The 22,264-nt window shown below is 64.3% G+C and carries 22 protein-coding genes; 5 read left to right on the forward strand and 17 right to left on the reverse strand.

Features of this window, described 5'->3' with window-relative positions; all coding sequences use genetic code 11:
* Positions 1–75: 75 nt before the first annotated feature.
* The 8 genes from sucB to purB all read right to left on the reverse strand — a co-directional run bounded on the left by sucB (position 76) and on the right by purB (position 9,685).
* The gene (gene sucB / locus CSC74_RS02355; protein ID WP_162312806.1) at positions 76–1,302 is read right to left on the reverse strand and encodes a dihydrolipoyllysine-residue succinyltransferase; all 1,227 of its coding nucleotides are present in this window, start codon (positions 1,300–1,302) and stop codon (positions 76–78) included.
* 57 nt (positions 1,303–1,359) lie between these two features.
* The gene (locus CSC74_RS02360) at positions 1,360–4,206 is read right to left on the reverse strand and encodes a 2-oxoglutarate dehydrogenase E1 component (RefSeq protein WP_162312807.1); all 2,847 of its coding nucleotides are present in this window, start codon (positions 4,204–4,206) and stop codon (positions 1,360–1,362) included.
* A 215-nt stretch (positions 4,207–4,421) separates the two neighbouring features.
* Positions 4,422–5,330 (reverse strand): GNAT family N-acetyltransferase, encoded by a 909-nt coding sequence (locus CSC74_RS02365; protein ID WP_162312808.1) that lies wholly within the window; start codon positions 5,328–5,330, stop codon positions 4,422–4,424.
* The gene (locus tag CSC74_RS02370; RefSeq protein WP_162312809.1) at positions 5,331–6,506 is read right to left on the reverse strand and encodes a ribosomal protein uL16 3-hydroxylase; all 1,176 of its coding nucleotides are present in this window, start codon (positions 6,504–6,506) and stop codon (positions 5,331–5,333) included.
* Entirely contained in the window at positions 6,503–7,408 is a 906-nt protein-coding gene (bla, locus tag CSC74_RS02375; protein ID WP_246192915.1) for a subclass B3 metallo-beta-lactamase, read from the reverse strand. The genes CSC74_RS02370 and bla overlap by 4 nt, the downstream gene beginning before the upstream one ends.
* 11 nt (positions 7,409–7,419) lie before the next feature.
* Complete coding sequence (locus CSC74_RS02380) at positions 7,420–7,818, reverse strand: VOC family protein (RefSeq protein WP_162312810.1); 399 nt, start codon at positions 7,816–7,818, stop codon at positions 7,420–7,422.
* Positions 7,815–8,183 carry a VOC family protein gene (locus CSC74_RS02385; RefSeq protein ID WP_162312811.1) on the reverse strand — a complete coding sequence of 123 codons (369 nt, stop codon included), beginning with the start codon at positions 8,181–8,183 and terminating at the stop codon, positions 7,815–7,817. Before CSC74_RS02385 ends, CSC74_RS02380 begins: the two co-directional genes overlap by 4 nt.
* 134 nt (positions 8,184–8,317) lie before the next feature.
* Positions 8,318–9,685 carry an adenylosuccinate lyase gene (gene purB / locus CSC74_RS02390; protein WP_162312812.1) on the reverse strand — a complete coding sequence of 456 codons (1,368 nt, stop codon included), beginning with the start codon at positions 9,683–9,685 and terminating at the stop codon, positions 8,318–8,320.
* Between the two features lie 232 nt (positions 9,686–9,917).
* Between purB and CSC74_RS02395 the strand changes: the two genes are divergently transcribed.
* On the forward strand, positions 9,918–11,324 hold the full coding sequence (locus CSC74_RS02395) for a class II fumarate hydratase (protein WP_162312813.1): 1,407 nt from the start codon (positions 9,918–9,920) through the stop codon (positions 11,322–11,324).
* 129 nt (positions 11,325–11,453) lie between these two features.
* On the opposite strand, the gene CSC74_RS02400 is transcribed toward CSC74_RS02395, so the two are convergent.
* From CSC74_RS02400 to CSC74_RS02430, 7 genes are all read right to left on the reverse strand, one after another.
* Positions 11,454–12,149 carry a DUF2884 family protein gene (locus tag CSC74_RS02400; RefSeq protein ID WP_162312814.1) on the reverse strand — a complete coding sequence of 232 codons (696 nt, stop codon included), beginning with the start codon at positions 12,147–12,149 and terminating at the stop codon, positions 11,454–11,456.
* 35 nt (positions 12,150–12,184) lie between these two features.
* Complete coding sequence (locus CSC74_RS02405; protein WP_162312815.1) at positions 12,185–13,012, reverse strand: DUF4097 family beta strand repeat-containing protein; 828 nt, start codon at positions 13,010–13,012, stop codon at positions 12,185–12,187.
* A gap of 81 nt (positions 13,013–13,093) precedes the next feature.
* A complete protein-coding gene (locus CSC74_RS02410; RefSeq protein ID WP_162312816.1) occupies positions 13,094–13,648 on the reverse strand; it encodes a YggN family protein in 555 nt (184 codons plus the stop codon).
* A gap of 145 nt (positions 13,649–13,793) precedes the next feature.
* Positions 13,794–14,795 carry an ABC transporter permease gene (locus tag CSC74_RS02415; protein WP_162312817.1) on the reverse strand — a complete coding sequence of 334 codons (1,002 nt, stop codon included), beginning with the start codon at positions 14,793–14,795 and terminating at the stop codon, positions 13,794–13,796.
* On the reverse strand, positions 14,792–15,664 hold the full coding sequence (locus tag CSC74_RS02420) for an ABC transporter ATP-binding protein (RefSeq protein ID WP_162312818.1): 873 nt from the start codon (positions 15,662–15,664) through the stop codon (positions 14,792–14,794). Before CSC74_RS02420 ends, CSC74_RS02415 begins: the two co-directional genes overlap by 4 nt.
* On the reverse strand, positions 15,661–16,023 hold the full coding sequence (locus CSC74_RS02425; protein WP_162313692.1) for a GntR family transcriptional regulator: 363 nt from the start codon (positions 16,021–16,023) through the stop codon (positions 15,661–15,663). Before CSC74_RS02425 ends, CSC74_RS02420 begins: the two co-directional genes overlap by 4 nt.
* A gap of 12 nt (positions 16,024–16,035) precedes the next feature.
* Positions 16,036–16,296, reverse strand: a complete 261-nt coding sequence (locus CSC74_RS02430; protein ID WP_162312391.1) for a hypothetical protein — start codon at positions 16,294–16,296, stop codon at positions 16,036–16,038.
* 695 nt (positions 16,297–16,991) lie between these two features.
* On the opposite strand from CSC74_RS02430, the gene CSC74_RS02435 reads away from it, so the two are divergent.
* From CSC74_RS02435 to CSC74_RS02450, 4 genes are read left to right on the forward strand one after another with little or no spacing between them, the layout of a single operon-like run.
* On the forward strand, positions 16,992–17,933 hold the full coding sequence (locus CSC74_RS02435) for an FKBP-type peptidyl-prolyl cis-trans isomerase N-terminal domain-containing protein (protein ID WP_162312819.1): 942 nt from the start codon (positions 16,992–16,994) through the stop codon (positions 17,931–17,933).
* Between the two features lie 28 nt (positions 17,934–17,961).
* Positions 17,962–19,314, forward strand: a complete 1,353-nt coding sequence (locus tag CSC74_RS02440) for a UDP-glucose dehydrogenase family protein (RefSeq protein ID WP_162312820.1) — start codon at positions 17,962–17,964, stop codon at positions 19,312–19,314.
* A complete protein-coding gene (locus tag CSC74_RS02445) occupies positions 19,304–19,540 on the forward strand; it encodes a SlyX family protein (RefSeq protein ID WP_246192918.1) in 237 nt (78 codons plus the stop codon). Before CSC74_RS02440 ends, CSC74_RS02445 begins: the two co-directional genes overlap by 11 nt.
* Positions 19,541–19,600: 60 nt before the next feature.
* Positions 19,601–20,242 carry a DUF2058 domain-containing protein gene (locus tag CSC74_RS02450; protein WP_162312822.1) on the forward strand — a complete coding sequence of 214 codons (642 nt, stop codon included), beginning with the start codon at positions 19,601–19,603 and terminating at the stop codon, positions 20,240–20,242.
* A gap of 66 nt (positions 20,243–20,308) precedes the next feature.
* Here the strand turns inward: CSC74_RS02450 and CSC74_RS02455 are convergent, their stop codons facing one another.
* Together CSC74_RS02455 and CSC74_RS02460 are read right to left on the reverse strand one after the other, a co-directional pair.
* Positions 20,309–21,493: an MFS transporter gene (locus tag CSC74_RS02455; RefSeq protein ID WP_162312823.1), complete on the reverse strand. Its 1,185-nt coding sequence runs from the start codon at positions 21,491–21,493 to the stop codon at positions 20,309–20,311.
* 4 nt (positions 21,494–21,497) lie between these two features.
* Complete coding sequence (locus tag CSC74_RS02460; RefSeq protein ID WP_162312824.1) at positions 21,498–22,202, reverse strand: hypothetical protein; 705 nt, start codon at positions 22,200–22,202, stop codon at positions 21,498–21,500.
* Between the last annotated feature and the right edge of the window lie 62 nt (positions 22,203–22,264).

A 22,264-nucleotide genomic window follows, 5' to 3' on the forward strand; every position in this document is an offset into this window, starting at 1 on the left:
CGAGGAGTGAGGAACGAGAAAAAACGGGGCGTGCTCTTCACTCACTCCTCGTTCCTCTCCACTCACTCCTCGCTCTTACATGCCAAGCAGCATGCGGCTCGGATTTTCCAGCTGGTTCTTGATATCGACCAGGAACAGCACCGCGTCCTTGCCGTCGATGATGCGGTGGTCGTAGGACAGCGCGATGTACATCATCGGCGCGGCGATGACGGCGCCGTTCTCGACGATGGCGCGTTCCTTGATGGTGTGCATGCCCAGGATCGCGCTCTGCGGCGGGTTGACGATGGGCGTGGACATCAGCGAACCGAAGGTGCCGCCGTTGGTGATGGTGAAGGTGCCGCCCTGCAGGTCTTCCAGGGTCAGCTTGCCGTCGCGGGCCTTCTTGGCGTATTCGGCGATGCCCTTCTCGATGTCGGCGAAGCTCTGGCGCTCGACGTTGCGCAGCACCGGCGTGACCAGGCCTTTCTCGGTGGACACCGCGATCGAGATATCGGCGTAGCCGTGATAGATGATGTCGTTGCCGTCGACCGAGGCGTTGACCACCGGATAGCGCTGCAGCGCATTGGCCGCGGCCTTGGCGAAGAAGCTCATGAAGCCGAGCTTGATGCCGTTGGCCTTCTCGAACGATTCGCCCAGCTCCTTGCGCATGGCCATGACCTTGCCCAGGTTCACTTCGTTGAACGAGGTGAGCATGGCGATCGAGTTCTTCGACTGCATCAGGCGCTCGGCGATGCGCGTGCGGATGCGGGTCATGGGGACGCGCTCTTCAGGGCGCGCGCCGCCGGAGACGCCGGGGGTCTTGCCGCTGGCGTAATTGATCAGGTCTTCCTTGGTGACCGCGCCCTTGCGGCCGGTGCCCTCGACGGCGGCCGGATCGATGCCTTCCTTGACCGCGGTGAAGCGCGCACCGGGCGGCAGGCCATCGGTGGAAGCCACGGGCGCCGGCTTGGTGGAAGCGGGCGCGGCCTTTTCGGCCTTGGCGGCCTCCGCCTTCGGTTGCACTTCCTGCGCGCCGGCCGCGGGTGCGGCCTCCTTCTTGTCGGCAACCGGAGCGGGCGCGGCGGCGCCTTCCTCGATGATCGCCAGCAGCTGCTGGCTGGTCACGGTGGCGCCTTCGGCGAACTTGATTTCCTTCAACACGCCATCGACCGGCGACGGCACTTCCAGTACGACCTTGTCGGTTTCCAGGTCCAGCAGGTTCTCATCGCGCTTGACCGCGTCGCCAGCTTTCTTGTGCCACGTCGCGATGGTGGCGTCGGAAACGGATTCGGGAAGTACCGGGACTTTGACTTCGGTGGCCATGTTGGAAACGCTTCCTGTCTGAATGGTGTTGGTCGAATGGATTAATGTCGAATGAATTTATTCGGCGACGATGTCGTTGCCGAAAGTGTTGACCAGCGCATCGGCGACCAGCTTGAGCTGCTCTTCGACGTGCTGGGCGAAATGACCCGCCGCCGGCGAAGGCGAACGTGCGCGGCCTGCGTAATACAGCTCCTGCTTGTCGCTGGTGCAGGCATTGAGGTGGTGGCGGATCTGGTACCAGGCGCCCTGGTTCTGCGGCTCTTCCTGGCACCACACCACTTCCCTGGCGCTGCTGTAGCGCTTGAGTTCGGCGGCCAGCAGTTCGCGCGGGAAGGGGTAGAGCTGTTCGATGCGCAGGATCGCGACATCGTCCTGGCCGCGCTTGTGCTGGTCCTCCAGCAGGTCGTAATAGACCTTGCCCGAGCACAGCACCACACGCTTGACCTTCTTCGGATTCGCGTTGGCGTCCGGGATCAGGTGCTGGAATTCGCCGTTGGCCAGTTCGTCCAGCGACGACACCGCCAGTTTGTGGCGCAACAGCGACTTGGGCGTCATCACGATCAGCGGTTTGCGCGTGGTCATGCGCAACTGGCGGCGGATCATGTGGAAGCACTGCGCCGGCGTGGTCGGCACGCAGACCAGCATGTTCTCCAGCGCGCACAGCTGCAGGAAGCGCTCCAGGCGCGCTGAACTGTGTTCCGGGCCCTGGCCTTCGTAGCCGTGCGGCAGCAGCAGGGTCAGGCCGCTGATGCGGCTCCACTTGGCTTCGCCGGCGGCGATGAACTGGTCGATCACCACCTGCGCGCCATTGGCGAAGTCGCCGAACTGTCCTTCCCAGATGTCCAGGGTATTGGGATCGGTCGTCGAATAACCGTACTCGAACGCCATCACCGCTTCCTCGCTGAGCAGCGAGTCGATGATCGTCGCGTCTTCCGGATTGTCGACCAGCTGGCGCAACGGCACGTAATAGCTGTCGGTCTTCTGGTCGTGCAGGATCGCATGGCGGTGGAAGAAGGTGCCGCGGCCCGCGTCCTGGCCGACCAGGCGCAGCCGGTGGCCTTCGGACAGCAAGGTGGCGTAGGCCAGATTCTCGGCGAAACCCCAGTCGCCCGGCAGCTCGCCCTTGCTCATCTTCACGCGGTCGTCGTAGATCTTGGCCACGCGCGGATGCAGGGTCACGCCCGCGGGAATGGTGTTGATGATGCTGGCCAGCGAGTCCAGCGACTTGCGCTTGACCCGGGTGTCGACCGGATCGCTGACCTTGCCGGACAGGTATTTCGACCAGTCGATCGCCAGTTCGTCGGGCTTGGGCTTGGCCAGCTCGGTGGTGACTTCGCCCGAATCGAGCTTGTTGCGGTAGCTGTCCACCAGCGCCTGCGCCTCGCCAGGCTGGATCACGCCTTTGGCTTCCAACTGCGTGGCGTACAGCTCGCGCGTGGTCTTGTGGGCGCGGATCACCTGGTACATCAGCGGCTGGGTCGCTGCCGGTTCGTCGGCTTCGTTATGGCCCCAGCGGCGGTAGCAGACCAGGTCGATGACCACGTCCTTCTTGAATTCCTGGCGGAATTCGTAGGCCAGGTTGGCGCAGAACACCACCGCTTCCGGATCGTCGGCGTTCACATGCAGCACCGGCGCGCCGACCATCTTGGCCACGTCGGTGCAGTACAGGGTGGAGCGCGCATCGTCGCGGGCGCTGGTGGTGAAGCCGATCTGGTTGTTGATGACGATGTGGATGGTGCCGCCGACCGCGAATCCGCGCGCCTGCGACATCTGGAACAGCTCCATCACCACGCCCTGGCCGGCGAACGCGGCGTCGCCATGGATGATCACCGGCAGGACGGCCTTGCGTTCGCTGTCGTCGCGGCGTTCCTGGCGCGAGCGCACGCTGCCGGCGACCACGGGGTCGACGATCTCGAGGTGCGACGGGTTGAAGGCCAGGGCCAGGTGCACCGGTTCGCCCGGGGTGGCGATGTCGGCGCTGAAGCCCATGTGGTACTTCACGTCGCCGGTGTGGGCGCGGTCGTCGTCGGCGTGCTCGAACTTGCCTTCGAATTCGTCGAACAGCTTGCGCGGCGACTTGCCCATGGTATTGACGAGCACATTGAGGCGGCCGCGGTGGGCCATGCCCAGGACGATGTCCTTGACCCCGTCGGTACCGGCGCGGCGCACGGTGACGTCGAGCAGCGGGATCAGCGAATCGCCGCCTTCCAGCGAGAAGCGCTTCTGGCCGACGTACTTGGTATGCAGGTAGCGTTCCAGGCCTTCGGCCGCGGTCACCCGTTCCAGGGTGCGTCGTTGCGCTTCGGCATCCAGGCCGTAATCGCCGCCGGCCGCTTCCAGGCGCTGGTACAGCCAGCGGCGCTGTTCGACGTCGGTGATGTACATGAATTCGGTGCCGACCGAACCGGCGTAGGTCGCCTTCAGCCGGGCCAGCAGGTCGCGCAGTTTCATCCGCGGCTGGCCGGCGACGCCGCCGGTGCTGAATTCGGTGTCCAGGTCGCGGTCGGAGAGGTTGTGGAACCCGATCTCCAGGTCCGGCGAATCCTGGCGCGGGGTCAGCCCCAGCGGATCGAGGTTGGCGCCCAGGTGGCCGCGCGAGCGGTAGGCGGTGATCAGGCGGCCTACGTTGCGCTCGCGTTCGTCACCGGCGCCGGGGGAGCCGGCCGGGGCGCTGGCGTAGCCGTTGTTGGCGGCATGGCGGGCGGCTTCGGTGATCTGGGCGATGACCGCCGAGTGCGGCACGTCGCCGGCCTCGCGGCCCTTGAAACCGTCGAAGTAGGCCTTCCACTTGGGGCCGACGCTGTCGGGAGAGACCAGGTATTGCTCGTACAGGTCTTCGATGAAGGAGGCGTTGCCGCCGCCGAGTTGCGAGGATTGCGCGAACTGCTTCAGGAGGTTGTCCACGATGGCGTAGTTTGGCTCGTCGGGTAGGCCGGTGTCTGGCTTGCGGGGGTTCCGGCAGGTACTTGTGAGTAACCCTGCGCGGGCGAAATGAATACGCCGAAATTATACCCGTATGGCGACAGGGGCGGGCGGATGGCTTGGACTAAAGGAGCAGGGCGAAGGCGATTGTGCAGCCGGCTGGCTGTCGTCAGGCTGTCTTGGGCGAAGCGTATGTCCTAGATGCCCAGGGCCCTGAATTCGGTGCACGGCCTGGCCCGCTCCCAGAAACGGCCGAATTCCTCGCGCAACTGCCGTGCACGGCCGGCGCCGTCCAGGTCGGTTTCGCCGTCGAAACGATGGCCGAGGGTACGGAAGTAGTATCCGCTCGCATCGTTGGCGATGAAGGCCGAGGCATAGGCCTTGTCGACGGGTTCGCGGACTTCACGGAATGCGAACACGCTGGGCAAGCGCTGGGCCAGGGTCAGCAGGGGCGCCAGGGTGTGCTGCGGGGTGGCGGCATCCTGCAGCAGGATTCTTATCTCGCCACCGGAATTGCCGGTGGAAAAGCGGCGCAGGGCACCCAGCACCGCTGCGTTGTCCAGCAGGCCCGGGTCCAGTTCGCGGCTGTAGATGCGCAGATGCCGGCGGGCCTGGGTGGCGATCGCGATGGTTGCGGCGATCGCGCCGGCGAGGTCCTCGACGACGGTCGGACCGGCCAGGGCGCGGCGCATCGATTGATGCTCGATCCCGGCTTCCATGAATCGTTCGCCTTCGGGAATGAAACCCTGGCGCGCATAGAACGCTTCCGCGGACACCTGCGCGTTGAGCGAAACCGCCGGCCATCCCAGTTTGCGGGCTTCGGCCATCAGCGCGGCCAGCATCGCATCGCCGACTCCACGGCCGCGCCAATCGGCCAGCACCGCCATGCGTCCGATCCGGCGCTCGGGGGTCAGCCGGCCGGTACCGATCGGCGCTCCGGCCTCGTCACGGGCGATCACGTGCCGGCACAGGGGATCCAGCGCATCCCATTCTTCTTCCAGCGGTACCTGTTGCTCGTGCACGAATACGGTTTCGCGTACCGCGCGCAGTTCGGCCAGGCCGGTCGCGTATTCGATCGCTTCGACATGGAAACCATGCGTGGCCATCTAGCCTTCCTCGTCCAGCAGCAATTGATAGTGCCCCTGCGCATGCAGGTCCATCGCCACGTCGCGGCCGGCTTCGGACAGGCCGGCATAGGCCTCGCCATCCAGCGTTTCGGCCGCGGCAAGGCGTTGCGCGTCCTTGACCGGCAGCGCGAATTCCAGGCCGCTGCAGAACAGCATCGCGGCCCGCCCGCTTTTGCGCCAGGCCAGTCGGGAGAAAGGATGCCGCTGCAGCACCGCGCCATGTTCCAGGTCCCACTCGACCTCGATGCGCGAACGCGCGTCGCCGCCCGCGACCACTTCGCCGCCGGCGCGGTAGGTGGTGATGAAACGGCCGAACCAGTCGCCCAGCTTGTCCGGATCGTTGAGGCGCAGGGTATTCAATGCCTCGACCGCACGGACCATGGCCGCTGCATCGATCTCGTTCGGATCCTTCGGCGGGACCAGATCCGGGTCGTGGTAGCGCATGGATTCGTCGGCATCGGCGATCAGGTTGTCCAGGTAGTCGCCTACCAGTTCTGCGGAAGAAGGCGCACGCATGCCGATCGAAAAGGTCAGGCACGGATCCACGGCGACGCCGTGGTGCGGGACGCCTGGCGGCAGGTAGAGCATGTCGCCGGGTTGCAGGACCCAGTCGTGGGTCGGGGTGAATTCGCGCAGCAGCTTCAGTTCCACGTCGTCGCGGAACTCCAAGGGTGGGTTGGAGCCGGCATCGATCTGCCAGTGCCGCTGGCCCTGTGCCTGCAGCAGGAACACGTCGTACTGGTCCACGTGCGCGCCGACCGACCCGCCGGTGGCGGCGAAGCTGACCATCACGTCGTCGATGCGCCAGCGCGGCAGGAAGTCGAAATGGCGCAGGATTTCGCGCACGTCCACGTCCCACTTGTCCACGTCCTGGACCAGCAGGGTCCAGTCGTGGTCGGGCATGCCGGGGAATTCTTCCTCGGCGAACGGTCCGCTGCGCAGCGTCCACGCATCGCGTTGCCGATCATGCGAAACGATGCGCGACAAGGCCATTTCCTCGCAGGCCAGGCCGGCCAGGTCTTCGGGTTGTATTGGCGACCCGAAACCGGGGAATGCGTTGCGGATCAACAGTGGTTTCTTCTGCCAGTAGTCCCGCAGAAAGGCCTTGGCCGACATGCCCAATGGCTGCTTGCTGGTGGCGTCGATTTCGATCATGGCATTGACCCTGCAGATTCCTTGGCGATCCGCGCATCCAGGTTCCCGCCAGCGGTCGCGGCATAGCGACGACAAGCGGCCGGGTCGACCAGCGGTGCCGTGGCTTCCCGCCCCACACGCGACCACAGATTGCTGGCGCCCGGGTGCGGGGTGAGCAGGATATCGCAGGGTAGCGCGGCGACGGTGACGAGGGTTTTCCGGAATGCGGCCAGCACGCCCGGATGGGCCGCTTCATTGCCGTAGCGATATACCTCGTCGGAAATGGCGGTCAAGCTGTCGGCATAGGCGATGTCCAGGCAGCGTCCGGACTGGCACGACTGCCAGGTCCAGCTGGTGCTGCCCTGGGTATGTCCCGGCGTGGCGTGCGCCTGCAATGTGATCGGCCCGAGCACGATCGTTTCCCGGTCCGCGATGCGGCGCACCGGGGACACGGGCGGAAAAGGCCCGGTAGTCAGGAACTGCGGATCGCTGCGGTCGCTTTTGCCCTGTTCCAGGATGGCCGCGGCCTGGTCGCGGGCGATGACGATGGCATCGCTGTCGCGCTGCAGTCGGGCGATGCCGCCGGCGTGGTCCAGGTGTTCGTGCGAATTGAGGATGTAGCGGACATCCTTGAGCTTGAAGCCGAGCGCAGCGATGCTTTCCTCGATCATCGGCGTGGCTTTTTCGGTTGCGCCATCGATAAGCACATGGCCCTCGGGCGAAGTAATGAGGATGGCGCTGAGGCCGCAGGTGCCGACGTACCAGGTGTTGCCATACAGATGTCTGGGCGTTGCGGGGTCGTTCCAGCCGGCGTCGGCCGCGCAGGTCTCACCGGGCAGGGAAGACGGAACTCCCGCAGTAGACGAAGCATGCGTGCCGGAGATGATCAGGGCGAGCAGGATAGTGGCAAGTCGGTAGTGCAAGTGCGGGTTCCTCAAGTCGTTATTTCGTCGTAGCCGAGGCCGACGAACTGCAGCAGGCACCAGCCGTGGCCGAAGGGATCGGCTATCTGCACGATGCGGCCCCAGTCGGCCCCGCGTATTTCGCCTTCCTGCATGGCGCCCGCTTCCAGGGCGCGGGCGAGGGCAGCGGCGAGATTTTCCACCACCACGTCGGCATGCATCGGCATCCAGTGCCTGGTGTAGTCGCGCGTCGCGGTTCCAGCCCCGGTGCTGCCCGCCTGCTTCTTCAACAGGTAGATCGCCGTTTCGGCGCCCAGCATTTCCACGACTTCATCACCGAAGCGGCGCGCCGGAACCAGGCCGAAGGCGGCGGCATAAAAGGTCTCCGCCTCCTCCAGGTCGGGCACATCGATGTTGACCAGCATCTTCATGGCAGGATTTGGGCGAAGCGCAGGCCGAAACCGGCAGGGTCGACGAGCACCAAATCGCGTAATCCGTAATAACGATCGCCGATGGGCGTGCCGACCTTGAGTTGCAGGCGAACGGCTTCGCGCCACAGGGCATCCACGTTGTCGACCATGATCCGCAAGCTGCTCCAGCGATCGTGGACTGGCGCATCGGGATTGCCGGCCAGGAACAGGCGCTGGCCTTGCCAGTGGACGACGGCGAAATCGCCGGTGCGCCGCTCGAGCGCGAAGCCGATGGACAGGTAGAAGTCGAGCAGGGCGCCGAGATCCGGGCCGACTATTTCGACGACGCCTTGGGATTGGTTCTCTGCAGCGATCGGTCGGCTCATCTCTTCTTTGCTCGTCTTCCTTGCTCGTCATCCCGGCGCAAGCTGGGATCCACCTTGATCTTGCTCTGGTTTGCTTGGGCTACACAGGAGAGCAACGTCAAAATGGGTCCCAGCTTGCGCTGGGATGACGTGCTTCAAATATCCTTGGCGAGTTTTCCAGCCAAGCCGGTGTAACTCCCCGGAGTCAGGTCGAGCAACCGCTGCTTCGCATCCTCCGGCAACTGCAACGAGCCGATAAACTCCCGCATCGACTGCTCGGTGATGCCCTGGCCGCGGGTCAAGGCCTTCAACTGTTCGTACGGATTCGGCAACCCATGGCGGCGCATCACCGTCTGCACGGCTTCGGCCAGCACTTCCCAGGCGGCATCGAGGTCGGCGTCGAGCCGTTCCGGGGACACGGTCAGCTTGCCCAGGCCCTTGCCCAGCGAATCCAGCGCGACCAGGGTATGGCCGAACGCGGTGCCGAGCGCGCGCAGCACGGTGGAATCGGTGAGGTCGCGCTGCCAGCGGCTGATCGGCAGCTTGGCGCTGAAATGCTCGAACAAGGCGTTGGCCAGGCCGAAGTTGCCTTCCGCGTTCTCGAAGTCGATCGGATTGACCTTGTGCGGCATGGTGCTGGAGCCGACTTCGCCTTCCTTGAGCTTCTGCTTGAAGTAGCCGAGCGAGATATAGCCCCAGATATCGCGGGAAAGATCGATTGAGATGGTGTTGGCGCGGCGGATGGCGTCGCCGATCTCGGCCACGTTGTCGTGCGGTTCGATCTGGGTGGTGTAGGGGTTGAAGACGATGCCCAGCTTTTCGATGAAGGACTGTGCGAAGGCAGGCCAGTCGACTTCGGGATAAGCGATGGCATGGGCGTTGTAGTTGCCGACCGCACCATTGATCTTGCCGGTCAGTTCGACCGCGGCGATCTGCTTGCGCTGGCGTTCCAGGCGAGCGACGACGTTGGCGACTTCCTTGCCGAGCGTGGTCGGCGATGCGGTCTGGCCATGGGTGCGCGACAGCATCGGCTGCGCGGCCTGGGCATGCGCCAGCGCGCGCAACTGTTCGATCACCTTGCCTAGCGCCGGCAGCAGCACTTCGCTGCGCGCCTGTTCCAGCATCAGCGCATAGCTGAGGTTGTTGATATCTTCGCTGGTGCAGGCGAAATGCACGAATTCCAGCGCCGGCCCCAGCTCCGCATCCTCCTTCAGCCGTTCCTTGATGAAGTATTCGACCGCCTTCACGTCGTGATTGGTGGTGCGCTCGATTTCCTTCACCCGCGCCGCATCGGCGGTCGAGAAAGCGGACGCCAGCGCGCGCAGGCGGATGGCAGCCGCAGCGGAAAACGGCGCCAATTCGACGATGCCCGGCTCGGCGGCCAGGGCCAGCAGCCATTCCACTTCCACCTTTACCCGGGCCTTGAGCAGGCCGTATTCGGAGAAGATCGGACGCAAGCGGTCGACCTTGCCGGCATAGCGGCCATCGAGCGGTGACAGGGCGAGCAGGGCGGCTTCGGACATTGCAAAGGACTCAGGTGAAGGGAGCTTTTGTAGAAGCGGGCCTTGCCCGCGATGCTTTTGGCGGTATCGCGGAAAAGCATCGCGGGCAAGGCCCGCTCCTACGGGGATCGGTGGCCGCATAGTTTAACGCCAGACATCCACCTCCAGCCGTTGGCGTATTCTTGCGGGCCTCAGCCCGCTACGCGATCTTCAGCGCCGCGCGCCAGCCGCGAACCCGTTACGGAGACCCCCGATGACCGCTTCCTTCCGCACAGAACACGACAGCATGGGCGAACTGCAGGTGCCCGCCGCGGCCCTGTGGGGCGCGCAGACCCAGCGCGCGGTCGAGAACTTCCCGATTTCCGGCCGGCCGATGCCGCGCGGCTTCATCCGCGCGCTGGGCCTGGTCAAGGCCGCCGCCGCCGAGGTCAACGTCGGGTTGGGACTGCTGCCGAAAGGCGTGGCGAAAGCGGTGCGGGAGGCGGCGTTGCGTGTCGCCGACGGCGAGTTCGACGAACATTTCCCGATCGACATCTACCAGACCGGTTCCGGCACCTCGTCCAACATGAATGCCAACGAGGTCATCGCCACGCTGGCGTCGATGGCGGGCAAGACCAAAGTGCACCCCAACGACCACGTCAACCTCGGCCAGAGTTCCAACGACGTGGTTCCCACCGCGATCCGCGTTTCCGCGCAACTGGCGGTGGTCGAGAACCTGCTGCCGGCGTTGAAGCGCCTGCGCCGGACCATCGACCGTCGCGGCAAGTCGCTCGCGAAAGTGGTCAAGACCGGCCGCACCCACCTGATGGACGCGATGCCGCTGACCTTCGGGCAGGAGTTCTCGGCCTGGTCGGCGCAATTGCAGTCGGCCGAGGACCGGATCCAGGACAGCCTCAAACGCCTGTGCCGCCTGCCGCTGGGCGGAACCGCGATCGGCACCGGGATCAATGCCGACCCGCGCTTCGGGGCGAAGGCGGCGCGTTCGCTGTCGCTGCTGACCGGGACCCGGTTCGAATCGGCAGCGAACAAGTTCGAAGGCCTGGCCGCGCAGGACGATGCGGTCGAGTTGTCGGGACAACTCAATGCGCTCGCAGTCGCCTTGATCAAGATCGCCAACGACCTGCGCTGGATGAATTCGGGACCGCTGGCCGGACTGGGCGAAATCGAATTGCCCGCCCTGCAGCCGGGCAGCTCGATCATGCCGGGCAAGGTCAATCCGGTGATCCCGGAGGCGACGGTGATGGTCTGCGCGCAGGTCATCGGCCATCACTCCGCGATTACCGTGGCCGGACAGACCGGCAATTTCCAGTTGAATGTGGCCCTGCCGCTGATCGCCGCCAACCTGCTGGATTCGATCAACCTGCTGGGCAACGTGTCGCGTTTGTTGGCGGACTCGTCGATCGCCGGCTTGAAGGTGCGCGAGGCGCATATCCGCGAGGCGCTGGACCGCAATCCGATCCTGGTGACGGCCTTGAATCCTGTGATCGGCTACGAGAAGGGCGCGGCCATCGCCAAGCAGGCCTACAAGCAGAACCGGCCGGTGCTGGAGGTCGCGCGCGAGTTGACCGGGCTACCCGAGAAGACGCTGAAAGCGTTGCTGGATCCGGCGGTGCTGGCCAAGGGCGGCATCCATGGCAAGCCGGGTGGCGGCGCGGGTTGAGTTTTTTGTAGGAGCGTCCATGGGCGCGAGCTCTTGGCAATGTCGCGATGTGGCCGTAGAGCTCGCGCCCATGGACGCTCCTACGGCGATGACGACCTTCCCGGTGATCCGTGAGCGGAAAGCCAGGTTTCAACGTTTACTTGTGCTGTCGCTGTCGTCCGCAACAGCCTCTGCTTCCACGGCAGCTGCCGCATCCGCCCGTTGCGCCGCGTCCAGGTCAGTGGACTCGTTCTTGTCGCCCTTGATCGCCTTGGCCAGCGAGCCGCCAGCTTGCTTGCCGGCGCTGTAGCTGTCGTTCTGGCTCGACCCGCAGTCGTCCACATCGGACTGGTCCAGCGTGGCATAGGGTTTGAATTCGGGCAACGAGGCCGCCAATGCGTCCTGGGATGCCTTGACCGTGACCAGGCGTTTGCACAACTGCATGGCCTGCTGCTCGATCTTCTTCGTTTCCGCTTCAACCTTGCTTTCGACGTCATCGGTCTTGCCGCTGATCGCGCCCTTGATCGCCTCGGTGACGGCTTTGCCGGCCAGCGCCGCACCCTGTTTTCCAATCGCGATGCCGTCGGCGGTCATGGCGTTCATTTCCTGGTGATAGGACTGCAGCAACGCACGTTGCGAGGCGTTCACCGCCACCGCCTTGCCGTCGATGCTCAAGTCGCCGGTAGCGGTGATTTCCGCGTTCGGCAGCCCGTCCACGCGCAGGGTCACGCTCTTGCCGTTGGCGCTGATCTTGCCGCCATCGGTGGAGACGCTGGTGCCGGAATTGCAGCTGCACAGCAGGGCAGCCATGAAAAGCGCGATCAATGGGGAGTGAATGGTCTTCATCGAAGCCTCGGGATCAGGTAACCAGAATCGGGGGGTCAATCGTCGTTGGGCACGCTGACGCGCCCGCCGACGTCTCTGTGGCTGGCAGAACCGCTGCCTTTCTTGCGCAGGGTGAAATCCCCGCGGATGCCGGAGGCCTCGATATCGCCGGAGCCCACGGAATCCACGCTCAGGTCGCCGGACACATCCCGGACTTCGGCATCGCCGGAACCGATCGAGCCTATTTCCACATCGCCCGCGGCGCCATCCAGGCTGAAGTCCCCGGAGCTTATGCTTCCGACCTTCACCGGCCCACGGATCTTCTTCGCGACCAGATCGCCGGAACCCACCGAGATCACCTGCAGCGAGCCTGCGCCGTCGATTTCGATATCGCCGGAGCCGACCTTGGCCGCGACCAGGCCGCGCGTGTTGCTGGCTTTCGCATCGCCCGAACCGACGTCGGCGCTGACGATAGAGGCGCCGCTGACGCTGGCATCGCCGGAACCGACTTTCAGCTGCACGGTGACGTTGTCGGGCAGGGTCCCGGCAAGCTTGAGGTAGGCGTAATTGTTGCCGAAGAAAAGACCGCTGGACCTGCCTTCCCGGTGCAGGCTCACGTACAGCTTGTCGCCGGATTTCCGCTGGGTCAGCTGCAACTGCTCCAGCAGCTTGGCGTCCGAGGCGCAGGCCTGTCCCTTCAGGTCCGACCTGGCATTGGCGCTGGCCTGGATCGTCAGATCGTGGGATTCGACATCGAAGACCACCGTCTTGACCCCGACCAGGTCGAGCTGCAGGTCGCGCGCTTGCGAATGCCGGCATTCCGGCGAGGCGGCGAAGGCTGCGGTGGGCAGCAGGAACAGCAGGGGAAGAAGCGACTTGCGCATGGATGCTCCGTTGGAACCGATGGCATTAAGGCTGGAACGAGGGCCGCACTGGATCCAGTCCGGCCACGGTTGGGCGCAGGCTCAGCGCGTGGCGAATTCGTTGCGGAGATCGCGCTCGCATTCGTCGATGTCGCCGCGTTCGAGGGTGGCGTAGGGCTGGAACTGGGGCAGGCTGGTGGCCAATTGTTGCTGCGATTCCAGCACCTGCGGCAAGCGCTGGCAGATCTGCCGGACCAGCGGTTCGACATGCTGCTTCACTGATGCTTCCACGCGGCGTTCGAGGCTGCCGCTGAGGCCGCCGACGATGAGGCTGAACAATGAGACATCGGTCGCGTCGAGGGCGGCCATGGCGGCGAGCTCGCCTCCATCGATGCCGACTCTGGCCAGTTCGATGACCTGTCCGCGATAGTCGAGCAGCTGCTGGCGTTGCTGCGGGTTGATCGCTACTGCCTTGCCATCGACGAGAAAATCGCCCTTCGGAGTGATCTGCGCCGCCGGCAGGGAATCCTTGCCGGCGGATTTCCTCTTTCCGTCTTTGCCGAAATGCAGGCCTTGGTCGAGGGACAGGTTGTCGCTGCCCAGTTCGGCGCGTGCCTTGGCCATTTCGGTGCGGACTTCCTGGCGGGCATCGGCCATTTCGCGTTTGATTTCCGAGCGGGTCTCCGATGGTGCGGATCCGGCGGCTTGCGCACCCAGCGGCAGCAAGAGGGCGAGGAGGGCTATGGCAACGGGCTTGCTTGCGTTCATGGCGCGATCTCTATCGGGTTGTGAGGAGTGACGATCAGTCGGCCAGTTCGCGCCAGCGACGCAGGTAGATGGAGATCGCGATGAAGGCTATGCCGATGGCTGCGCCGATCCACAAATCCGGTGTGCCCAGCACGTCCAGGTTGCTGACGTTCATCAGGCGCATCAGGTCGGCCGGCCCCTGGATGTCGCTGTTTCCGGCATTCTGCATGTTCGCTTCGAATGCACTACTGGCAGGGAACCAGGCGCCGGGTACGACGCTCAACAAGCCGCGATAGACCAGGGTGTACCAGACCGCGCCGTAATTGATACCCACGCCGGGCAGGACGCCTGCCATGCTCACCATCACGCAGGCCAGTATCGGCAGCAGCACTGCCCACAGGAACGGCTTGCTGCGTGCCCAGGCCGAGCACAACATCAGCCAGCCGACCGCAGGCAGCGCCCAGAGCAGATAGACCGGAATCATGGTCAGCTGGTTGCCGATCACACTGAAGGGATGGGCATGGGTGAAGACGGCCGATGCATTCGGCACGCCGGCAGCGGCCAGGCTGGCGCCAGCGATGATCCAGAGCACCACGCCGATCAGCACGCCGGCGACGATGGACACGATGGGTGCCAGCAGCAATGCCCAGGTCGCCTTCGACAGCACGATCTGCAGGTCGGACGCCGGCAATGATTTCCAGAACAGCACGCTGCGATCGCGACGATCGTCGTACAGGCATCCCAGCGCGTAGAAAAACACCACGAACGCAAGCACCAGGATGGTCAGGCTGATGCCGATCAATAACGCGGTATCTCCAATGCCGCCGATCTGGCGTGCGTGTTCGGCCATGTCGCCGCCGATGTTGAACTGCATTCCCTCGCCGTGGCGTTTGACCTGAATCAGGCCGATCACCGCCATCACCGCCGTGAGGAAGCTGACGATGGTGCCGGTGATCAGCGGCGCCCACAGGAAACCACCGCGGTTCTCCCAGAATTCGCGCTTCAGCAGCCACTTGAAGGTATTGGTCTTGTGGTTGTGGGTGGTGACGGCGTTCATGCGTAGGTTCCTTTCATGATGGCCACGAACAGGTCGGCCAGGCCGGGGTTGCGGGTTTCGCCCAGGGTCGCCAGCTGGCTCCTGGGTACGCCGTCGAACAGCATCACGGTCTTGCCGAAGGGCAGGGCGCGTTCGTCGATCGGCTTGAGCGCGCGGGCCGCGTCGGTGTTGTCGGCCGACGCAAGCACTTCGGTATAGCGGTCCGCCACTTCATCCATGGCCGCGGTCAGCACGATCCTGCCGTCGCGGATGAACATCACGTCGGTGAGGATGTTCTCGATCTCCTCGACCTGGTGGGTGGTGATGATGATGGTCTTCTGTTCGTCGAAGTAATCCTCCAGCAGGCGCTGGTAGAACTGCTTGCGGTAGAGGATGTCCAGGCCCAGGGTCGGCTCGTCCAGCACCAGCAGCCTGGCGTCGATGGCCATCACCAGCGCCAGGTGCAGCTGCACGATCATGCCCTTGGACATTTCGCGCACGCGCAGGTTGGGGTTGAGCTGGGTGTTGGCGATGAAGCGTTCGCACTTGGCCCGGTCGAAGCGCGGATGGATGCCGTCGACGAAATCGATGGCTTCCTTGACCTTGATCCAGCGCGGCAGCACCGCCACGTCGGCGATGAAGCAGACCTCGTTCATCAACTCGTCGCGCTGCTTGCGCGGGTCCATACCGAGGACCTTGAGGTCGCCGTCGAAGGGAATCAGCCCCAGGATCGCCTTCAGCGCGGTGGTCTTGCCGGCGCCGTTGGGACCGATCAGGCCGATGATCCTGCCGGCCTCGATCTCGAAGCTGGTGTCGTTGAGGGCCAGCTTGTTGCGGTAGGCCTTGCGCAGGTTGCGCGCCGAGACCACGTTGTTTGCGACGGCATTCACTTTGCACCCCCTTGGCGCAGCAGTTCTTCGGCGGAAAGTCCCAGGCGCTGGATGCGTTCGGCGACGGCCGGCCATTCATCGTGCAGGAAGCGCTCGCGCTCGCTGGTGAGCAATTTCTTTGCGGCTTCGTCGGTCACAAACATCCCCAGTCCTCTGCGTTTTTCGACGAGTGCCTCGTCCGCCAGTTCCTGGTAGGCGCGCGAGACGGTGATCGGGTTCAGCTGGTACTCGGCCGCCACCTGGCGGACCGAGGGCAGCGCGTCGCCCGGCTTGAGTACGCCGTCCAGCATCATCGCGATCACGCGATCCTTCAGCTGGCGGTAGATGGGAGCGCCATCGCTCCACTGGATCGAGGTCAGGGTCATCATGATTCAGCTCCCCGGACGCAGTGATTGGGCGAAGGAAAAATAGGGCATGGAAAGCGGGGCGCGGTTGCGGCGATGCTTGGGTTCCCTCGGCGCCACCGCTTCCTCGGTGGCCTGGAGGGCACCGGTTTCGATGGTCTCGACCAGCAGGCCGTCATCGACGGCGTCGGGCAGGCGAGTCGCCTGCCCGAACGCCATCAAGCCGACGACCAGCAAGGCGCTGCTGATGAAAAGGCCTGACAGTGTGGTGAACAGTTTGTGGTTCATGGGATCCCCCGCTGCGCTGGGTAGGTGGTGTTGTATTGAACTATAACACCAAAGCAGAGGCAGTCAAGTAGGCAAACCAGTTTTGTTACCCAACTAACGGCATATGCCGGGGCTACCCGCACGAAACGTTCATTATTGAAATCAAGTCATTGATTTTATTTGAATTTATAGAAAATCCATGGCGCGGACATGGCCGATTTCACGGATTGACGATGGTAAAGCGGTTGGATGGGGCGTGAGAGCGAGACTCGAATAGAAGAAACCTGTGGCAGCAGGCAATCCTGGTGGTCATCTCGCCACCCGCACACTTGCACGCCGCGATACCGCTGCTGCGAAAGCATTCGCACGGAATTCGATCGTGCCGGCGGAGCGCCTCGAATCATTGCTTATGAATAAAGCAGGACTCCAGCGGACAACCGTGGATTAAGGAGTGCCCCACGCTGATTGGTGGGGTCTGGTTTCGTGCGTTCGTGGAGCCTTTGTCAATGCTGCGGTTACCGCGCTGCCTGATGCAGGTCCGGCGAAGACGGCCGGCGAAGCAGGCCCGACGCCGCAGCACCGGTAGCGGGGCGAACACGAACCGAAGGCCGCGACCCCAGTCAGGCGACTGCAGGCGTCCGCCTTGCCGTGCGTGCGACAATATCCGGGTTGCGCCGTTTTACCGGCGCTGTTTTTTCTTATCCGAGGAATTGGTGATGAAGCGGACGATGCGCGGCGTAGCCGCATTGGTGGCGGCGACCTTGGCGATGATGGGGGGCAATCTTGCGGCGCAGACGCTGGAGAAGGGAGACAAGACAGTGCTGACGACGGAGAAGGAAAAAGTCAGCTATGCGATCGGCATGGACGTGGGCAAGTCGTTCGAGCCGGTGGCCGAGTTCGTCGACCTGGGCGTGTTCGAGCGCGCGGTGAAGAATGCTTTCGACGGCGGCAAGCCGCTGCAGTCCGAAGAGGAAGCCAAGGCGACCGACCAGGCGTTGCGCTTGAGCATCGCCGCCAGGCAAGGCCAGGCCGTGCCCGGTATGCCGCCGGGCTCGCAGCCGCCGGCCGTGGCCAAGGACAAGGTCGGCATGATGCTGGGCGATCGCGCGGTGGGGCCGTCGCTGGCGCCATTGAAGGACGAGATCGATCTGGCCGTTTTCATGCAGGCCTTGCGTACTTCCTTTGCAAAGGGACAGTCGTTGCTGAGCGAGCAGGATGCGATGGCCACGATGCAGGCCTACATGACCAGGAAGCAGGGCGAAGCGGCTGGGAAGAACCGCGCCGAGGGCGCAGCGTTCCTCAGTGCCAACAAGTCGCAGAAAGGCGTGATCACCACGCCTTCGGGCTTGCAGTACATGGTGCTGCGCCAGGGCAACGGCGCGCGCCCTACGCCGGCCAGCCGGGTTCGCGTCAACTATGAAGGCAAGCTGCTCAATGGCACGGTGTTCGACAGTTCCTACCAGCGCGGCGAACCGGCCGAGTTCGGCCTGAACCAGGTGATCCCGGGCTGGTCCGAAGGCGTCTCCCTGATGCCGGTAGGCGCCAAGTATCGCTTCTGGATTCCGTCCAGCCTGGGCTATGGCCCTGCCGGCACCCAGGGCATCGGCCCGGATTCCACGCTCACCTTCGACGTGGAGTTGATGGGCATCCTCCAGTAATCCTTTCAAGTTCTCAGGGAAGCAAACAATGCGGGTAGCGATTTTCGGAACCGGCTACGTCGGCCTGGTCACAGGCACATGCCTGGCGGAAGTGGGCCACGACGTGGTCTGCGTGGACATTGATGCGGCCAAGGTCGAGGGCCTCAAGCAGGGCGTGATCCCGATCTATGAGCCGGGCCTCGAGCCCATGGTCAAGCACAACCATGCCTCGGGCCGCCTCGATTTCACTACCGATGCCGCGCAGGCGATCGCGCATGGAGAAGTGGTGTTCATCGCCGTGGGCACGCCGCCCGACGAAGACGGCAGCGCCGACCTGCAATACGTGCTGACGGTGGCCAGGACCATCGGCCGCCACATCACCCGGCCTACCGTGGTCGTGGACAAGTCCACCGTGCCGGTGGGCACCGCCGACAAGGTCCACGCCGCGATCGCCGCCGAACTCCAGGCGCGCGGGATGGAAGTGCCGTTCGATGTGGTTTCCAACCCCGAGTTCCTGAAGGAGGGCGACGCGGTCAACGATTGCATGCGCCCGGACCGCATCGTGATCGGCGCCGACAGCGCTCCGGTCGTCGAACGGATGAAGCGGCTGTACGCGCCGTTCAACCGCAACCATGACCGCATGGTGGTGATGGATGTGCGTTCGGCCGAACTGACCAAGTACGCGGCCAATGCGATGCTGGCGACCAAGATCAGCTTCATGAACGAGATCGCCAACATCGCCGAGCGCGTCGGCGCCGACATCGAACATGTCCGCCACGGCATCGGTTCCGACCCGCGCATCGGCTGGCACTTCATCTATCCCGGCGCCGGCTACGGCGGTTCCTGCTTTCCCAAGGACGTGCAGGCGCTGGCCCACACCGCGCAGCAGCACGGTTACGATGCGCGCCTGCTCAATGCGGTCGAGGAGGTCAACGAGTCGCAGAAGGGCCATCTGTTCGAGCTGATCCAGCGCCATTACGACCGTGGCGAGGACGAAGGCGTGCGCGGCAAGACCTTCGCGGTATGGGGTCTGTCGTTCAAGCCCAATACCGACGATATGCGCGCGGCCTCCAGTCGGACCCTGCTGGCGCAGTTGTGGGAAGCAGGCGCCAGGGTGCGTGCCTACGATCCCGAAGCCTCGCATGAAGCGAAGCGCATCTTCGGCGAACGCGATGACCTGCTGCTCTGCGATTCTGCGTCCGCGGCGCTGGAAGGCGCGGACGCGCTGGTCGTGGTGACCGAATGGAAGCAGTTCCGCAGCCCCGATTTCGCCCGTCTCAAGACTACCCTGGCCGATGCGGTCGTGTTCGACGGCCGCAACCTCTACGAGCCGGTCGAAGTCGAAGCGGCGGGCCTGGCGTACTACGGCATCGGCCGCGGGAGATCGTTGCGTGCCGAATGATCCGAATCCGCTGGACCAGGCGCTGGAGCAGCGCCTGGTCGAACTGGAGACGCGGCTGGCATTCCAGGAGCATGCCCTGGGCGAGTTGAGCGAGGCGCTGGCCGACGCACGCGCCGAAGGCAACCGCACTTCCGAACTGATGCGCAACATGCTGTCCGACCTGCGCAAGGTCCGCACCGAGTTGTACGCCGATGCCGCGGACGAACCGCCGCCGCCGCATTATTGATACGCTGCCACCGCCCGGTCGCCACGCATCGGGCAAGCGCATCCATTCCCGCACACGATCATGACCGATTCCCTACGCGACCAACTCCTGGGGCTTGGCTTCAAGCCCGCCCCCAAGCCCGAGCGCAAACCCGAACGCAGGCCGGAGCGCCGACCCGATCCGAACCACGCAGGCAAACAGGCAGGAAAACCAGCCGGAAAGCCGGCTGCAAGGCCGGCAGGCGGCAAGCCGAATCCCGGGTCGCGTCCGCCGCAGTCCAGGCCCGCACGCTCACGCGAGGAAATGGACCTGGCCAAGGCCTATGCGATCCGCGCGCAGAAGGAAAAGGACGAGCGCATCGAAGCCGAGCGCCTGAAGCAGGAAGAGGCGCGCGTGCGTCGCGAAGCCAAGGCGCGGGTCGAGGAATTGCTGAAAGGACAATCGCTGAACGATGCGAATGCGGAGATCGCCCGGCATTTCCCTTACGGCGGCAAGATCAAGCGCATCCACGTCAATGCGGAACAGTTGAAGGCGCTCAATGCCGGTGAGTTGGGCGTGGTCCAGCAGAACGGGCGTTACCTGCTGGTGACCGCCGCGTTGCTGGCCGAGGCGGAAAGCATCTTCCCTGCATGCGTTGCGTTGAAGGTCAATCCGGACGCACCTGCTGAAGACGACCCCTACGCCGATCCGCAATACCAGGTGCCCGACGACTTGGTCTGGTAAGCGATAGCGCGCGCGTAGGAGCGACGTAAGTCGCGAATGAAAAAAGCGTGCACGACCATTCGCGACTTACGTCGCTCCTACGCCCGGTCGACGCCTGAGCAGCCAATACCAGGCGATCGCGAACGCGGCCAGGGCGATGAAACCGGAGGCCACGAACGCAGCCTGGCCGCCGATGCGCCAGAGCTGGCCCGCGAGCAGGGCACCGATCACCCCACCGACGCCCGAGGAAAGGCCATAGAACACCCCTTGGCCGTGACCGTTGTGGCGGCCAGGGAAGTACTCGGCCAGCAGCAGCATGGCCGCGGCGAAGAACGCGGCGAAGCTGAAGGCGTGGGTGGTTTGCGCCAGCACCATCACCGGCAGTGAATCCGGCCATGCGGCCGTCACCCACCAGCGCACCGTCGTGATGCCCAGCGAGAACACCAGCAGCCGCCGTGCGCCCCAGCGGCGGAAGATGCGTTGCGACAGGAACAGCAGGCCGATCTCCACCAGCACGCCGATGCTCCACAATAACCCCTGCACGCTGGGCGTATAGCCATGCTCGCCCAGGTAGATCGAGAAGAAGGTGTAGTAGGGGCCGAACGACACCTGCACCAGGAACGCCGCAATGAAGAACGCGCGTGTTTCAGGACGACGGAGACGCTGGCGAAAGCCGGTCTCGTCGCCATGCATGGCCATGGCCGGTGGCGCCGCATAGCCGTTGCAATAGGACGACACCAGCAAGCCGGCGAACAACGGCAGCATCAGCCAGGGCAGCATCGTCGCGCCCAGGCGGTCGATCAATACGCCGAACAGGGCGACCACGACGATGAAACCGATCGAGCCCCAGACCCTGATCAGACCGTAACGGTCGCTGCGGCCGTGCAGGTGCGATTGGGTGATCGATTCGAACTGCGGCATCACCGCGTTGTAGAAGAAGCAGAACGCGCACATCACGGCAAACAGCCCTGCGAACTTCCATGGCAGCAGGAAACCGGTAAAGCTGGCCAGGGTCAGCCAGCAACCGACATGCAGCCAGCGGATCGGCCGGGGCGAACGTGCCGCCAGCATGGTCCAGGTGCTCGGCGCGAGGACGCGCGTGGCGTACCACAGGCTCATCAGCACGCTGATCGCCGCCACGCCCATGCCTTGCGACTGCAGGTAGAGGCTCCAATACGGAGTGAACGCGCCCAGTGCGGCGTAGTAGGCGAAGTAGAACCCCGCCAGTCGCAGCATCGGCACCGGCGTAACGATGGAGGACGGAGGGTTCATGTATTCAGAACAGATCTTCGACCGGCGTGTTGAGCAGCTCCCCGGCGCCGTGGGCGAAACGGCGCAGGCTGGAGATGCCGAGATCGCGGATCAACGAGTGGGTTGCATGCGGCAGCACCGAGTCGTAGATGTCCTGCGGGGCGATGTTCTTGCCGTGCACGCCGGGGATGAATTCCACGCCGGCGGCCGCGTAGCAATACTGGACCATGGCCGAACAGTACAACGCGCCTTCCTTGGCCAGCAGGTTGTCGCGCTTGCGCAGGCGGGTGCTGTGCATGGCGAACAGGGTGCCGACCAGTTCGCTGAGCGAATAGCTGGACAGTCCCGACAGCAGGTCCAGGCCGGCGACCTGCACCTGTCGCGTCCGTTCGGCGTCGAGGCCGAAATCCAGGATCGCCAGGTTGGGGAACAGATCGTCGTCGAAGTAACGGTCGGCGCGGTTTTCCTGTACGCCCAGGCGGATCTGCCGGTAACGCAGGTCCAGGTCGGATTCCAGTACCCACCAATGCCCGTCGATGCGCTGCCCGCTGAAGAGGAAAGCGTGCGACCAAAGACTGCGATGTCCATCGCCGGTCAGCGGCGCCTGCGCCTTGCGGATGGCTTTGTTGATCCAGTCGCGTCCGCCGCATAAACCGATCCGGCCGGGCGCGGCATGCTTACGGATGAAGGCGGCGTTGGCGGAGGTCGCAGGATCGGCGATGACTTCCATGTGCGGTAGTTCCCAGGAACTGGTGCGTATTATCCCGGATCGTAATCGGGATTGGAGGCGAG

Origin of the sequence: Pseudoxanthomonas yeongjuensis, from assembly GCF_010093345.1 — a bacterium.
Classification (GTDB): Bacteria; Pseudomonadota; Gammaproteobacteria; order Xanthomonadales; family Xanthomonadaceae; genus Pseudoxanthomonas_A; species Pseudoxanthomonas_A yeongjuensis.